The 15,020-nt window shown below is 65.6% G+C and carries 17 protein-coding genes; 7 read left to right on the forward strand and 10 right to left on the reverse strand.

Going from position 1 to position 15,020, the window contains the following annotated elements; translation table 11 throughout:
• From soxC to serS, 7 genes are all read left to right on the forward strand, one after another.
• The coding region (gene soxC, locus RID11_RS03430) for a sulfite dehydrogenase (protein WP_350136033.1) at positions 1 to 1,064 on the forward strand (1,064 nt) is incomplete at its 5' end.
• Positions 1,048 to 2,100, forward strand: coding sequence for a c-type cytochrome (locus tag RID11_RS03435; protein WP_350136034.1), 1,053 nt, complete (start codon positions 1,048 to 1,050; stop codon positions 2,098 to 2,100). The genes soxC and RID11_RS03435, both read left to right, overlap by 17 nt.
• A gap of 4 nt (positions 2,101 to 2,104) precedes the next feature.
• Complete coding sequence (locus tag RID11_RS03440) at positions 2,105 to 2,806, forward strand: c-type cytochrome (RefSeq protein ID WP_350136035.1); 702 nt, start codon at positions 2,105 to 2,107, stop codon at positions 2,804 to 2,806.
• A 28-nt stretch (positions 2,807 to 2,834) separates the two neighbouring features.
• Positions 2,835 to 4,103 carry an FCSD flavin-binding domain-containing protein gene (locus tag RID11_RS03445; protein WP_350136036.1) on the forward strand — a complete coding sequence of 423 codons (1,269 nt, stop codon included), beginning with the start codon at positions 2,835 to 2,837 and terminating at the stop codon, positions 4,101 to 4,103.
• Between the two features lie 39 nt (positions 4,104 to 4,142).
• Entirely contained in the window at positions 4,143 to 4,571 is a 429-nt protein-coding gene (locus RID11_RS03450) for a DUF302 domain-containing protein (RefSeq protein WP_350136037.1), read from the forward strand.
• A gap of 117 nt (positions 4,572 to 4,688) precedes the next feature.
• Positions 4,689 to 5,753, forward strand: a complete 1,065-nt coding sequence (locus RID11_RS03455) for a YeeE/YedE family protein (protein WP_350136038.1) — start codon at positions 4,689 to 4,691, stop codon at positions 5,751 to 5,753.
• Between the two features lie 151 nt (positions 5,754 to 5,904).
• Complete coding sequence (gene serS / locus RID11_RS03460; protein ID WP_350136039.1) at positions 5,905 to 7,197, forward strand: serine--tRNA ligase; 1,293 nt, start codon at positions 5,905 to 5,907, stop codon at positions 7,195 to 7,197.
• 47 nt (positions 7,198 to 7,244) lie between these two features.
• On the opposite strand, the gene RID11_RS03465 is transcribed toward serS, so the two are convergent.
• From RID11_RS03465 to RID11_RS03510, 10 genes are all read right to left on the reverse strand, one after another.
• Positions 7,245 to 8,189: an MBL fold metallo-hydrolase gene (locus tag RID11_RS03465; protein ID WP_350136040.1), complete on the reverse strand. Its 945-nt coding sequence runs from the start codon at positions 8,187 to 8,189 to the stop codon at positions 7,245 to 7,247.
• Positions 8,190 to 8,193: 4 nt separating this feature from the next.
• On the reverse strand, positions 8,194 to 9,108 hold the full coding sequence (locus RID11_RS03470) for an MBL fold metallo-hydrolase (protein WP_350136041.1): 915 nt from the start codon (positions 9,106 to 9,108) through the stop codon (positions 8,194 to 8,196).
• 84 nt (positions 9,109 to 9,192) lie between these two features.
• Complete coding sequence (gene ureG / locus RID11_RS03475; RefSeq protein WP_350136042.1) at positions 9,193 to 9,822, reverse strand: urease accessory protein UreG; 630 nt, start codon at positions 9,820 to 9,822, stop codon at positions 9,193 to 9,195.
• The gene (locus tag RID11_RS03480; RefSeq protein ID WP_350136043.1) at positions 9,819 to 10,451 is read right to left on the reverse strand and encodes an urease accessory protein UreF; all 633 of its coding nucleotides are present in this window, start codon (positions 10,449 to 10,451) and stop codon (positions 9,819 to 9,821) included. Before RID11_RS03480 ends, ureG begins: the two co-directional genes overlap by 4 nt.
• On the reverse strand, positions 10,451 to 10,948 hold the full coding sequence (locus RID11_RS03485; protein ID WP_350136044.1) for an urease accessory protein UreE: 498 nt from the start codon (positions 10,946 to 10,948) through the stop codon (positions 10,451 to 10,453). The genes RID11_RS03480 and RID11_RS03485 overlap by 1 nt, the downstream gene beginning before the upstream one ends.
• 10 nt (positions 10,949 to 10,958) lie before the next feature.
• On the reverse strand, positions 10,959 to 12,668 hold the full coding sequence (gene ureC, locus RID11_RS03490; RefSeq protein WP_350136045.1) for an urease subunit alpha: 1,710 nt from the start codon (positions 12,666 to 12,668) through the stop codon (positions 10,959 to 10,961).
• A 265-nt stretch (positions 12,669 to 12,933) separates the two neighbouring features.
• Positions 12,934 to 13,239 carry an urease subunit beta gene (locus RID11_RS03495; RefSeq protein ID WP_350136046.1) on the reverse strand — a complete coding sequence of 102 codons (306 nt, stop codon included), beginning with the start codon at positions 13,237 to 13,239 and terminating at the stop codon, positions 12,934 to 12,936.
• Positions 13,240 to 13,249: 10 nt separating this feature from the next.
• On the reverse strand, positions 13,250 to 13,816 hold the full coding sequence (locus RID11_RS03500; RefSeq protein ID WP_350136047.1) for a HupE/UreJ family protein: 567 nt from the start codon (positions 13,814 to 13,816) through the stop codon (positions 13,250 to 13,252).
• 13 nt (positions 13,817 to 13,829) lie between these two features.
• A complete protein-coding gene (locus tag RID11_RS03505) occupies positions 13,830 to 14,132 on the reverse strand; it encodes an urease subunit gamma (RefSeq protein ID WP_350136048.1) in 303 nt (100 codons plus the stop codon).
• Positions 14,133 to 14,142: 10 nt separating this feature from the next.
• Positions 14,143 to 14,961 (reverse strand): urease accessory protein UreD, encoded by an 819-nt coding sequence (locus tag RID11_RS03510; RefSeq protein WP_350136049.1) that lies wholly within the window; start codon positions 14,959 to 14,961, stop codon positions 14,143 to 14,145.
• Between the last annotated feature and the right edge of the window lie 59 nt (positions 14,962 to 15,020).

Consider the following 15,020-nt stretch of genomic DNA (forward strand, 5'->3'; position numbering starts at 1 on the left):
ATGTCGAATGGCTGACCGCCGATACGATTTCCTCGATCAACTTCACGCCGATCCACGCGCTTGACGGGACGATCACGCCGCAGGGCTGCGCCTTCGAGCGGCACCATTCCGGCGCGATTGACCTCAAGAAGGAAGATTACCGCCTGATGATCAACGGGCTGGTGGATCGGCCGCTGGTCTTCACCTATGCCGATCTCGAACGCTTCCCGCGTGAGAACCACGTCTATTTCTGCGAATGCGCGGCCAACACGGGCATGGAATGGGCGGGCGCGCAACTCAACGGCGCGCAGTTCACCCATGGCATGATCCACAACATGGAATACACCGGCGTGCCGCTGCGCACCCTGCTGGAAGAGGCCGGGCTCGACGTGGCGGGCGAGTTGCAGGACAAGTGGGTCTATGTCGAAGGGGCGGATGCGTCCTCGAACGGCCGCTCGATCCCGATGGGCAAGGCGCTTGGCGATTGTCTGGTGGCGTTCAAGGCCAATGGCGAGGCGCTGCGCAAGGAACACGGATACCCCGTGCGCCTTGTCGTGCCCGGCTGGGAAGGCAACATGTGGGTCAAGTGGATCCGCCGTATCGAGGTGACCGACGGCCCCGTGGAAAGCCGCGAGGAGACCAGCAAATACACCGATACGCTGGCCGATGGCACCAGCCGCAAATGGACCTGGGTGATGGATGCGAAATCGGTCGTCACCTCGCCCAGCCCGCAGTCGCCGATCACGCATGGCAAGGGGCCGCTGGTGATCACCGGGCTGGCATGGTCCGGGCACGGCGCGATTACCCGCGTCGATGTCTCCAAGGATGGCGGCAAGACCTGGGAAACCGCACGGCTCGCCAAGGAAGGCGAGGCTAAGGCGCTCACCCGCTTCTACCTCGACACCGAGTGGGACGGCGAGGAGATGCTGCTGCAAAGCCGCGCGATGGATGACACCGGCTATATCCAGCCCACCAAGGCGCAGCTGCGCGAGGTACGCGGCGAAAACTCGATCTATCACAACAACTGTATTCAGACATGGTGGGTGCGGCCCAACGGGGAGGCAGAGAATGTCGAAGTTTCTTAAATTCACGCTGGTCGCGGGCATCACCGTCAGCGCCACCGCCACCGCCGTCTGGTCCGGCGAATACGGGCTGGGGCGCGAGGCGCTGCCCGAAGAGATCGCAGCCTGGGACGTCAAGATCATGCCCGACGGGCGCGGCCTGCCGGAAGGGTCGGGCGACGTGTGGACAGGTGACGAGGTCTTTGCCGAACATTGCGCCGTCTGCCACGGTGACTTTGCCGAGGGTATCGGCAACTGGCCCAAGCTGGCGGGCGGGCAGGGCACGCTCGACCGCAAGGACCCGCTCAAGACTGTTGGATCTTACTGGCCGCACCTGTCGACGGTGTGGGACTACGTCAACCGCTCCATGCCCTTCGGCAACGCACAGAGCCTGACGCCCGATGATGTCTATGCGATCACCGCCTATATTCTCTACTCCAACAATCTGGTTGAGGATGACTTCACCCTCAGCCACGAGAATTTCGCCGAGTTCGAGATGCCCAATGCCGACGGCTTTATCGTCGATAACCGGGCCGAGACGGAATACGCGATCTGGCATGGCGAGCCCTGCATGGAGAACTGCAAGGAAAACGTCGAGATCACCATGCGCGCCGCCGTGCTCGACGTGACCCCGGATGAGGAAGGCGCCGAGACCGAGGCCGCGGCGCCCGCCGCCGAGGCAGAGCCGGTCGAGATGGCCGCCACCGAGGCCGCACCGGAACCCGCATCCGCGCCGGACCCGGAGCTTGTCGCCGCCGGGGAAAAGGTGTTCCGCAAATGTAAGGCTTGCCATCAGGTGGGCGAGGGTGCCAAAAATCGTGTGGGCCCCCAACTCAACGGTGTGATGGGCCGTGCTGCCGGTGCCGTGGACGGGTTCAAGTATTCCTCGGCCCTCGAAGGCATGGCTGGTGACGGGCTTGTCTGGGACAATGAAAGCCTCGCCGCGTTCCTGGCTGATCCGCGCGGCTTCATGAAGGGAACGCGCATGGCCTTTGCCGGGCTCAGATCGGACGAGGATATTGCGGCGATCACCGCCTATCTCTCGACCTTCGGAGAATAACAAGGTGCGCCCGCTCCTGCCCGCGCTGACGTTTGCCGCGCTTTTGGCGGCGGGCGGCGCGCGGGCAGAGCTTATCGGCGACGCCGAAAAAGGCGCGCAGGCCTTCAACGCCTGCAAGGGCTGTCATCAGGTGGGCAAGGGGGCCGAAGACCGGATCGGCCCCCATCTCAATGGTATTTTCGGGCGGCGCGCGGCGGCGCATGAGGGCTACGCCTATTCCGCCTCGATGGAGCGGGCGGGCGTCGATGGCCTGACCTGGACGCTGGAAACGCTCGACGCCTATATCGAGAACCCGCGCGCGCTCGTCTCCAAGACGCGGATGAGCTATCGCGGCATGAAGGACGAACAGGCGCGCGCTGACCTTTTGGCCTATCTGCGGACCTTTTCGGACAATCCCGCGAACATCCCCGAGGCCGCGCCGACGGCCATCGGCACCGATCATTCGGTCGATCCCGATATTCTCGCCATTCAAGGCGACCCGGAATACGGCGAATACCTCAGCAGCGAATGTGTAAGCTGTCATCAGGCCGATGGCAGTGCCGAGGGTATCCCATCGATCACCCGCTGGCCGGAAGAGGATTTCGTGATCGCAATGCACGCTTACAAGGATAAACTGCGTCCCCATCCGGTGATGCAGATGATGGCCGGACGCCTGTCGAACGAGGAGATCGCAGCGCTGGCGGCCTATTTCAAGGACCTCGACTAAACGCGGTCCGTTTCTGGGAGGAGACACCATGACTTTCAACCGACGCAAATTCATTGCCGTGGGAACGGCTGCGGCTGCCACGCTCTCGGCGCCTGCGGTGTTGGCACAGGGCTCTGGCAAGCCGCGCGTTGTCGTGATCGGCGGCGGATCGGGCGGGGCCACCGCCGCGCGCTATCTCGCCAAGGACAGCAAGGGCGCGATCGATGTCACGCTGGTCGAGCCGTCGCGCAGCTATTTCACCTGCTATTTCTCCAACCTCTACATCGGCGGCTTCACCGATCTGGAGGATATCAGCCACACCTACGGCACGCTGGCCGCGAAATACGGGATCAACGTGGTGCATGACTGGGCGGTGGACGTGGACCGCGATGCCAAGACCGTCAGCCTCGCTGGTGGCGCGGTGCTGCCTTATGACAAGCTGATCCTCAGCCCCGGCATCGACTTCGTCGAGGATGCCGTGCCTGGCTGGTCGGTGGCCGCACAAAACAAGATGCCCCACGCCTACAAGGCCGGATCGCAGAGCGAGCTCTTGAAGGCGCAGATCATGGCGATGCCCGAGGGTGGACGCTTTGCCATGGTGGCCCCGCCCAACCCCTATCGCTGCCCCCCCGGCCCCTATGAGCGGATCTCGATGGTGGCGCATGTGCTGAGCCAGATGAACCCGACCGCCAAGATCCTCATCGCCGATCCCAAGCCGAAATTCTCCAAGCAGGCACTGTTCGAGGAAGGCTGGCAACGCCATTACGGCGGCATGGTAGAGCGCATCGGCCCCGATTTCGGCGGCGAGAATGTGAGCGTCGACACCGAGGCGATGACCATCGACATCGATGGCATTGTCGAGAACGTGGATGTCTGCAACGTGATCCCGGCGCAAAAGGCAGGCCGCATCGCCGACATGGCGGGCGTGACCGAGGGCAACTGGGCCCCGGTGAATGCCGCCGACATGTCGTCAAAGATGGACCCGGATGTGCATGTGCTGGGCGATGCCGCCGCGCAGGGCGACATGCCGAAATCCGGCTTTGCCGCCAATTCGCAGGCCAAGGTCTGCGCCATGGCGGTGCGCGGCGCGCTGACCGGGTCCAAGGTGTTCCCGGCGAAGTTCACCAATACCTGCTGGTCGCTGATCGCCGAGGATGACGGCGTCAAGGTGGGGGCCACCTACGAGGCGACCGAGGAAAAGATCGCCAAGGTCGACGGCTTCATCTCGCAGACCGGCGAAGATGCGGCGACCCGCAAGGCCACCTACGAGGAATCGGTCGGTTGGTATGCGGGCATCACCACGGACATGTTCGATTGATCGGCGCGCGAACGCCTGTCTGACAAAGGAGTAAAGGCAATGAAACGGACAATCCTGGCCGGAGTTTTCGGCCTCATGGCGCTGCCCGCTATGGCGCAGGAGGCGGTGACCTACCCGTTCAACGGCACCTTCGGCGATGCGACATTCGCGGTCGAAAGTGCCATCCTAGACCGGGGGCTGGTGATCGACCTCACCAGCCATGTGGGCGAGATGCTCAACCGCACCGGCGCGGATGTGGGCAGCGACGTCAAGATATTCGAAGAGGCGGATATCTTTCTCTTTTGCTCCGCCACCCTCTCGCGCGAGGTGATGGAGGCCAACCCGATGAACATCGCGCATTGCCCCTACGGCGTCTTTGTGGCCGAGCGTGAGGGCGAGGTGATGGTGGGCTATCGCACCTACCCAGAGGGGGAGATGCAGAAGGTGCAGGCGTTTCTGGATGAGATCGTGCAGGACGCGCTGGAATGATCAGCCTGACCGGGCCGCATCCGCGCGGCCCGGTTGACCCCCTGATTGACCCAAGTCAAGACATGCGCGCCCGTGAATGTGTATGCTGACAGCATAACGTCACGATGGAACCCTGCCATGCTGGAAACACTCATCGACACCTACGGCGACGGGGCCGTTCTTGCCATGGCGGGCGCGCTCGTTGGCGTGATCTTCGGTGCGGCGGCGCAGCATTCTCGGTTTTGCCTGCGGGCCGCGACCATCGAAGTGGCCGAGCGCGGGCTGGGCCCCCGCCTGTCGATCTGGATCATCGCGTTTTCCGCCGGGGTTCTGGCGGTGCAGGGGGCCATCGCGACGGGTGTTCTTGACGTAAGCGAGGCGCGGCCACTGGCGGCCACCGGCAGCATGTCGGGCGCGATCATCGGCGGGCTGATCTTCGGCGCAGGCATGATCCTCGCGCGCGGCTGCGCGAGCCGTTTGCTGGTCCTTTCGGCCACCGGCAACCTGCGCGCGCTGGTCACGGGGCTGGTGCTGACCATCGTGGCGCAATCGGCACTGCGCGGGGCGCTGTCGCCCGCGCGCGAGGGGCTTGCAACGCTCTGGCTGGTGCCGGGCGGCGAGGCGCGCAGCATCCTGTCGCAGCTTGGCATGAGCCCTCTGGTCGCGGCTTGCATCGCCGCGCTGGTTCTCATCGCAGGCTTTGCACTGGCTCTGGCGCGGAACGTGCGGCTGAGCCATGCGATTGCCGGAATGGCTGTCGGGCTTGCCGTCGGGCTTGGCTGGCTGGTGACCTACATGATCGCGCAGACCTCCTTCGAGGTGATCCCGATTTCCTCGGTCACCTTCACCGGCCCCTCGACCGACACGCTGATGGGGCTGGTCAACAGCACCTCGCTGCCGCTGAGTTTCGGCGTGGGTCTTGTGCCGGGGGTGTTCGCGGGCGCGGCGGCGATGGCGCTCGCCACCCGCGAATGGAAGATCGAACGCTTCGGCCCCGACACGCCGATGGAACGCTACCTGCTGGGCGCGGCCCTCATGGGCTTTGGCTCGATGCTGGCCGGGGGCTGCGCCGTGGGCGCGGGCATGTCGGGCGGCGCGATCTTTGCGCTGACGGCCTGGGTTGCGGTCACTGCGATGTGGATCGGTGCCATGACAACGCATCTGATGTTGGGCCGCAACGCGGCTCTGGTGCCGACGACCTGACCATATCGGGCGGTGCCGCATGGCACTTTTCATCCTGCGGCGACACTCAAACCCACAACGCACCGCCCTGTCGCGTCAACCCGCCCTACACATGGCCGCAAAACCGGTTTATCACGCGCTCTAACGACTCAGGCAGTTCGAGGACAGACCGATGCACGATATCCGCGCGATCCGTGAGAACCCCGCAGCATTTGACGCCGCCATGGCGCGGCGGGGTGCGCAGAACGCGTCAGGCCCCGTTCTGGCCCTGGACGAGGCGCGGCGCGCCAAGATCCTTGCGGCCGAGACCGCGCAGGCCGATCAGAACCGCGCCTCCAAGGAAGTGGGCGCCGCCAAGGCGCGCGGCGACGAGGCCGAGTTTGCCCGGCTGCGCGTGCTCGTGGGCGAGAAGAAGGCCGAGGTGGCGGCGATGCAGGCTGAGGCCAAGGACCTTGACGCGCAACTGACCGAGATGCTGATGGGGATGCCCAACCTGCCGCAGGACGATGTGCCCGATGGCGCGGACGAGGCCGACAATGTCGAGTTGCGCCGCTGGGGCACGCCGCCGGTGCTCGACTTCACGGCGCGCGAGCATTACGAGATCGAGGGCGTCAAACCCGGCATGGATTTCGAAAGCGCGGCCAAGCTCTCGGGCAGCCGCTTTGTCGTGCTCTCGGGATCGGTGGCGCGCATTCACCGCGCGCTCGCACAGTTCATGATCGACACGCATGTCGAGGAGAACAGCCTGACCGAGACATGGACGCCGGTGCTGGTGCGCGACGAGATGATGCGCGGCACCGGGCAACTGCCGAAATTCGGCGAGGACAGCTATCAGACCACCAATGGCTGGTGGCTGGTGCCGACCGCCGAGGTGACGCTGACCAACCTCGTGCATGGCGAGACGGTGGACGAGACCAGCCTGCCGCGCCGGATGGTGGCGCATACGCAATGCTTCCGCTCCGAGGCGGGATCGGCGGGGCGCGATACCGCAGGCATGCTGCGCCAGCATCAGTTCGAAAAGGTCGAGATGGTGTCGATCACCCATCCCGAGGCCAGCCGCGACGAGTTGGACCGGATGACCGGATGCGCCGAGGGTATTCTGGAACGCCTTGGCCTGCCTTATCGCACCGTCGTGCTGTGCACCGGCGACATGGGCTTTGGTGCGCGGCGCACCCATGACATCGAGGTCTGGCTGCCCGGACAGGACATGTATCGCGAGATTTCCTCGGTCTCGGTCTGCGGCGATTTTCAGGCCCGGCGGATGAACGCGCGGTTCAAGCCCGCAGGCGGCGGCAAGCCGGAATTCGTGCATACGCTGAATGGCTCGGGGTTGGCCGTCGGGCGCGCGCTGATCGCGGTGCTCGAAAACGGCCAGCAGGCGGACGGGTCTGTGCGCCTGCCCGAGGTGCTGCACCCCTACCTGCGCGGCCGGAGCGTGCTGGGGGCCGATGGCGTGCTGAGCTGACCCGGAAGGGTCAGGTCAGCCCGGCAGGGTGTGCGCTCAGCGTGCGCTCACTCCCACTCCATCTGCTCGTAGACCCGGCCCGCGTTCTTGGTGGCCAGTTCCTCGAACGTGTCGAGATGGCGGTAGGGGGACTGATCGACGTAATAGGCGTCGGCAAGGTCGCCGCCCGCGTCGATATGCTCGCCGATGCGTGCGCGCAGGTATTCGAGGTACCCCTTGGTATAACGGCGCACCTGATCCATGTTGGTCGGGTGGCCATGACCGGGGATCACGTAGGTGGCGCCCAGTGCCTCGAATTCGGTATCCCATGTCTCCAGCCAGTCGCGGGTGATCGTCTCGGGAAAGATCGGTAGCATGCGCTCGTGAAACGCCATGTCCCCGGAAATCACGAGGCTTTGTTCGGGCAGCCAGATCACGATATCGCCGGGGCTGTGCGCGGGGCCCAGATGCCGCGCCTCGATGCGGAAATCGCCCATGTCGAGCGTGTAGTCGTCCGAAAAGGTCTCGGTCGGCGGCACCACCTCGGTGCCCTCGGCGCGCTCCTTGGTGACGCGGCGGGCGGTCTCAAGGTCCGTTCCGCCATATTCCTCGATCTCGTGCAGCGCGTCCTCATGCGCGATCACTGGCACGCCTTGGGCTACCCAATAGGAATTGCCCAGCATGGCATGGCCCTGACCGTTCTCGTTGAACACATGGGTCACGGGCTGATCGGTGATCGCCTTGATCTCGCCATGCAGCGCTTCGGCGAGCCCGTAGGAGGCGCCGCCATTGATCACCACGACGCCCGCGCCGGTGACGATGAAGCTGAGGTTGTTGTTATGGCCCGCGTTTTCATAGGTCGGCGGCGCGGTGGCCCCGATCGCGGACCAGACGCCGGGGATGAACTCCACCGGTTTGGAATAGAGCAGCGAGCCGGGGTACTGATCGGCGATATCCTCGCTGGCGAGTGCGGGGGCGGCGGCGAAAAGGGCGGCTATGAGGAGGGGGCGCATCGGCTCACACCTCCGTCACGAAGCGATAGGCGTCGCCGCTCCGCTCCACCCGGCCGAGCCCGCCTTCGGGCAGGTGAAAGCCCACCATCGCCATCTTGTCGGTGGCCAATTGGTCGAGCAGTCGGGTGCGCGTGGCGATCCCTTGATCGGCATCCTGATCAGAGCCGCTGGCCCAATCGGGGCGCGCAAGGGCAAGATGCCCGTTGCCGATGGCATCGCCCACCACCATCACGGCCTCTGACCCCTGACGCAGCTCAAACGCCATATGGCCGGGCGTGTGGCCGGGCGTATAATGCGCCATGATGCCGGGCAGCACCTCTTGCCCGCCGGTAATGAATTCGATCCGGTCCTCTATCGCGGCCAGGCGGCGTGCCGCGCCCACGGCAAAGCTCGCGCGCGCGGTGCCGATGCTGTCCACAGTGGAGGGGTCGGTCCAGTAGTCCCATTCGGCCTGTCCGATCATGTGGGCGGCGTTGGCAAAGACAGGATCGTCGAAATCGTCAAGCACGCCCCAGAGGTGATCGGGATGGGCGTGGGTGAAAATGACATGGGTCACGTCATCCGGCGTCAGGTCCACGGCGTCGAACGCGTCGAGCAATTCCCCGGCACTTGGCATGAAGGCATGCCCGGAGCCCGCGTCGAACAGCACCGTGTGCGTGCCGTCGCGGTAGAGGGTGAGGTTGCAGGGCGGCTCGATCGTGTCGCCGGTGATGCCGAATTCAGCCAGCACCGGCGCGGCCTTGGCCGGGTCGAGATCACCGAGCAGGAAATCGCGCGGCAGCACCAGATGCCCGTCGCTGAGCGTGGTGATCGTCGCCTGCCCAAGGGTGGTTTCGGTCGCGGCGTAGCCCGCTCGCGGCAGCCCGCAAATCGCGCCCGCACCCATGGTCGCGAGCATCTGACGTCTGGTGAATGTCATGGTATCCTCCCTTAAAATTCGAATTTATGAATATGATGGGCGGATCAGCAAGTAAATACAAGTCCGAGAATGCGCGGGCCGAAATCAGGGGGCGAGCGGAACGCCGCCTTCGTCCTCGATGAAGCGGATCACCTGATCAAGGCCTGCGCCATTGCGCAACTGCGCCAGCACATAGGGCCGCGATCCGCGCGCGCTCGCCGTATCGGCCTCAAGCTGCACCAGATCGACGCCCACATGCGGCGCAAGATCGGTCTTGTTGACCACCAGAAGATCGGATTTCGTCAGCCCCGGCCCGCGTTTGCGCGGGATATCCTGACCGGCGGCGGTGTCGATCACGTAGATCGTCAGATCCGCCAGTTCCGGGCTGAAGGTGGCGGCGAGGTTGTCACCGCCCGACTCGATCAGCACCAGGTCGAGATCGGGAAAGGCGGTGTTAAGGTCGGTCACGGCGGCCAGATTGATCGAGGCATCCTCGCGGATCGCGGTATGCGGACAGCCCCCGGTTTCCACCCCGCGAATACGGTCGGCGGGCAGAACCTGCGCGCGCACCAGCGCCTCGGCATCCTCACGCGTATAGATGTCGTTGGTGATCACCGCCATCGAACAGCGATGCGCCAGCGCCCGCGCCAACCCCTCGGTCAGCGTGGTCTTGCCGGCACCGACCGGGCCACCAATGCCCACCCGCAGCGGGCCGTTCATACGGGTGCCGCTCATGTCCTGAAAATCCTCACATCCATCCCCTCATGTTGCAGCGCCGCGAGGTCGCCCGCAAGGGCGCATGTGCCAAGCGTGTCGAGCGGCGCGCAGGCGGCGCGATGTGCCAGATCGTGAATCAGCGGCGCAAGGCCCGAGAGGATGGCCTGCCCCTCGGTCTGACCAAGCGGCACGTGGCGGATACCGATGGTGACTAGGTTCCCGGCAAAGCCTTGCAGGTAGAGCGCGATCACGTCCTCGCGGGCCAGATCGAGCGGCGCAGCAGCCTCCCCCACCGCCACCGGCAGCATCCGGGGCGGCAGCGCGCGCCCGGTGAGGCCATTGACGGTGCGGGCGAACGCGGCACCCTGTTCCAACCCCTCTTGCAGCCGCTCGGCGCAGGGCGCGAGCGCGCGGGCCAGATCGTCAAGCGCCTCGCACCCGCCCTCCAGCGCTTGACTGAGCAGCACCGCATCCTGCCAGCCCGCACCATAGCGCAGGATATTCTCCAGCCATGCCGCGAGGGTGTCCGCGTCCCTCACAACCCCCGTCGCGATCTCATGCTCCAGCCCGTGCGAATAGGCGAAGGCCCCGGTCGGAAAGGCCGGAGAGAGCCATTGGGTGAGCGTGAGATGCGCGGCCGTGAGCATCAGGCGTGGTGATGGCTATGGCCATGATCGTGGCCCGCATGATCATGCCCCCCGTGATCATGCCCCATCGTGCGCCCCTTGCCATAGGCGCCGCCTTCGGGGCGAAACGCGCCAGTCACCGGCGTCATATCCGCGCCCAGATGCGCCAGCATCGCCTCGATCACATGATCCCGGCGGATGCGCAGATGATCCGCGCCCATTTGGCAGGGCGTGTGCCGGTTGCCGATATGCCAGGCCAGCCGCGCCAGATCACCGCGTATTTCAATGAGATCCTCCGGCGCTGCCTCCACCGCCACCGCCCGACCATCGTCAAGCGCGAAGCCCCAGTGATCGTCCAGATTGGTCACCTCCGCCAGATCGACCAGAAAGGTCAGTCCGGCCTTGCCCACCAGCCGCTTGCGCCGCATCAGCCGCGCGTCATAGTCGAGCACGACCGTATCGGCGACGGTCTTGGGCGCTTTAGGGAGTAACTGGCGGGCGATCGGCAAATCGGTCATGGCAGGCCCTTCAGAACAGGAAATAGCGTTGCGCCAGCGGCAACTCCGAGGCTGGCTCGCAGGTCAGCAATTCGCCATCCGCCCGCACCTCGTAGGTTTCGGGATCGACCTCGACCTCGGGCGTGAGGCTGTTGTGGATCATGTCGCGCTTGGTGATAGCGCGGGTGCCTGCGACCGCCAGCGTCTCCTTGGCCAGCCCCAGTGCCGCCCCGATCCCGTCCGCCTGCGCCGCCGCGCTGACGAAGAGCACCGAGGACCGTTCGAGCGACCGCCCGTAGGCGCCGAACATCGGCCGCGAATAGACCGGCTGCGGCGTCGGGATCGAGGCATTGGGGTCGCCCATCTGCGCCAGCACGATGCTGCCGCCCATCAGCACCATCTCGGGTTTCGCGCCGAAAAACGCCGGGTTCCACAGCACCAGATCGGCCCGCTTGCCGGGGGTGACACTGCCGATATGGGCGCTCATCCCGTGCACGATGGCGGGGTTTATGGTGTATTTCGCGATATAGCGTTTGACGCGGGCATTGTCGTTGTCGCCGGCCTCTTCCGCCAGCCGCCCGCGCTGCTTGCGCATCTTGGAGGCCGTCTGCCAGGTGCGGATGATCACCTCGCCCACGCGCCCCATCGCCTGACTGTCCGAGGCCATGACGGAAAACGCGCCCATGTCGTGCAGGATATCCTCGGCGGCGATGGTCTCGCGCCTGATACGGCTCTCGGCAAAGGCCACGTCCTCGGGGATTGCCTTGTCGAGGTGGTGACAGACCATCAGCATGTCGAGATGTTCCTCGATCGTGTTGACGGTGTAGGGCATGGTGGGGTTGGTCGAGGAGGGCAGGACATGCTCAAAGCCCACGACCTTCATGATGTCGGGGGCATGGCCGCCGCCCGCCCCCTCGGTGTGAAAGGCGTGGATCGTGCGGCCCTTCATGGCGGCGAGGGTGTTCTCGACAAAGCCGCTCTCGTTCAGCGTGTCGGTGTGGATCATCACCTGCACGTCCATGTCGTCGGCGACACTCAGGCAGCAATCAATTGCCCCCGGCGTGGTGCCCCAGTCCTCGTGCAGCTTCATCGCGCAGGCCCCGGCGCGGACCATTTCGACCAGTGCCTCGGGCTGGCTTGCATTGCCCTTGCAGGAAAGCCCCACGTTCATCGGAAAGGCATCCAGCGATTGCAGCATGCGCCCGATATGCCACGCCCCCGGCGTGCAGGTGGTGGCGAGTGTGCCATGCGCGGGGCCGGTGCCGCCGCCCAGCATGGTGGTGATGCCGGAATGCAGCGCGTCGTCGATCTGCTGCGGACAGATGAAATGGATATGCGCGTCAAAGCCGCCGGGGGTGAGGATGCGGCCCTCTCCGGCGATCACCTCGGTGCCGGGTCCGATGACGATATCGACGCCGGATTGGGTATCGGGGTTGCCCGCCTTGCCGATGGCGGCAATGAGGCCATCGCGCAGGCCGACATCGGCCTTGGTGATGCCCTGATGATCGACGATCAGCGCGTTGGTGATGACGGTATCCACCGCCCCGCCCGCGCGGGGGATCTGGCTCTGGCCCATACCGTCGCGAATGACCTTGCCGCCGCCGAATTTCACCTCTTCGCCATAGGTGGTCAGGTCGCGCTCCACCTCGATGATCAGATCGGTATCGCCAAGCCGCAGCCGGTCGCCCGTGGTGGGGCCGTACATGGCGGCATAGTCGGCGCGGGGGATGTTGTGGGGCATTAAAGACCTCCCTTGGCCAAAGGCGCGCCGCCGGGCAGGGCCCGACCGCGGGGGCGCGCTGCAACCTCTGTGGAATGCGCTTTATGGCGGTCAAATACTGCAACGGCCGCGCGGTTGCTCGAGGTTGCAAAAGCGCCCGCCCGCCACGCCGAAGGCGTGCCAGTGTTGTCGGCGCACCTCTGGTGCGACGGGGCGGTCGGGCGCTGCCCGGCGGCGCTTCGCGCTTCGATTCCGCGCAAGGGGCACTTGGGACTGATCCCGCGCATCACAACTCCCCCATCACCTGCTGATTGAAGCCGAACACCCGCCGCGCGCCGCCATAGGGGATGAGCCGCACCTCGCGTCTCTGCCCCGGCTCGAAGCGGACGGCGGTGCCGGCGGGAATGTCCAGCCGGTGCCCGCGTGCAGCGGCGCGGTCAAAGGACAGCCCGGCATTGGCCTCGGCGAAATGGTAATGGCTGCCCACCTGCACCGGCCGGTCGCCGGTATTGGCGACCTCCAGCACGGTGACCTCCGCGCCTTCGTTCAGGATGATCTCGCCATCGGCGGGAAAGAGTTCTCCGGGGATCATGATCTATGCCTCACCCTGCGGCCACAAGCCACGCGCCGAGCGCCGCGACCAGCCCACCGCCCCCGCGCACCACGCTTTGCGAGCCAAGCCGCATGACAAGCACCCCCAGAGCAAGGCCCGCAAGATGCAGACCCATCGTCGCGACGGCAAACCCCGCGAAATAGTCCAAGGCCGTTGCCGCCCCGATTTCGGCCCCGTGGGCACCGCCGTGAAACAGACCGAATACCGACACGATACCGACAGCCCAAATCGCGGGCAGCCGCACGGCGAGAGCCACCAGCAGCCCCAGGATCAGCACCGAGGCAAGGATCAGCGGCTCCACCGCCGGAAGGGTCAGCCCGAGCAGCGCGCCGCCAAATCCAACCGCCATCGCCGCGACGAAACCCACCGGCAACAGCCAGATCGCGCGCCCTGAAAGCACTGCGGCCCATAGCCCGACAGCCAGCATGGCAAGCACATGATCAGCCCCGAAGAGCGGATGCGTCGCCCCGGCAGCAAAAGAGCCATGCGCCGCAGGATCGAGGTGCGCAAAGGCCAGCGACGGTGTCAGCAGCAAAACGGCGAGGATGTAGCGCATTGGAAATATCCTTTCAGCGTAGTGGGTTATGGACGGTCACCAGCTTGGTGCCGTCTGGGAATGTCGCCTCGACCTGCACGGAATGGAGCATCTGCGCGATGCCCTCCATGCATTGGTCAGACGTGATGACATGTGCGCCCGCCTCCATCAGGTCGGCCACTGAGCGGCCCTCTCGCGCGCCCTCGACCACGAAATCGGTGATCAGCGCCACCGCCTCGGGGTGGTTGAGCCGAACACCGCGGGCGAGCCTGCCGCGCGCCACCATGGCGGCGAGGCTGATCAAGAGCTTGTCCTTTTCGCGGGGGGTGAGGTTCATCGCGTGTCTCCTAATTCTGCCAGACGCGGGGCAGGGGGCCGGGGCGCAGCACACTGACCAGCCGCATGATCTGACGGCGCAAGGGCCAGCCGTCACCGGCCATCAGGCGGATCACCAGCTTGCCGTCAAAGCCCGAGGCACCCCCTGTGACGCCCGGCTCATCAAGCAGATCCTGCATACGGGGTGCGGCATCCTCGGCCCCCCGCGCCACCAGCGCCAGCGTGGCGAAGGCGCGGGCGCCGTTCAGGATGGCGGGGCCAGCGGTCAGGGCATCGGTGGTGAGATGAAGCGGTTCCACCAGCACAGGCCTGCCCTCGCGGGTGATGCGGCGGGTGTCGCGCAGGGTGGTGCGCGTGACGGTCTCGCCCATGGCGGCGCGGCCAAGGACGACCGCTTCCAGTATCAGGCAGGAGGCATCCTGCGCGAGGTCGATGGTGGTTTCGCGATCCAAGTTGCTGCCGTCGAAAAGGATCGTCTCCTGCGGCAGCCAGTCGAGATGCGCGCCGGACGCGACTCGGTGATGCACGGTGACCCGCGCTGCCGCGCCGGTGCTGCGATAGGCGCGCTCGGCGGTCTGAGTGGTGCCGGTGGCGCGACACCCCGCCGCCAGATCAAGCCGGTAGGACAGGCGGTCTCCACCGGTCAGCCCGCCGGAGGTGTTGAGCAATACGATTTCGGGGCCGGAGGGCCCGGGATGCAGAAATGCCTTGGCCGATCCCTGCTGGTGCAACCGATCCAGCCGCCCGCCATTTGGCCCCGGCAACAACGTCACATGCGCGGCACCAAAGCTGCGTTCCTGAGACGGGGAGGGGGCGGGGCAGGCGGGCATGCGGGGTCTCTTGCTACGTTCAGCCTGAGGCTACCGCCGTTGCGCGGGACTGCCAGTTG

This window comes from Roseovarius sp. (assembly GCF_040219995.1).
Taxonomy (GTDB): domain Bacteria; phylum Pseudomonadota; class Alphaproteobacteria; order Rhodobacterales; family Rhodobacteraceae; genus Roseovarius.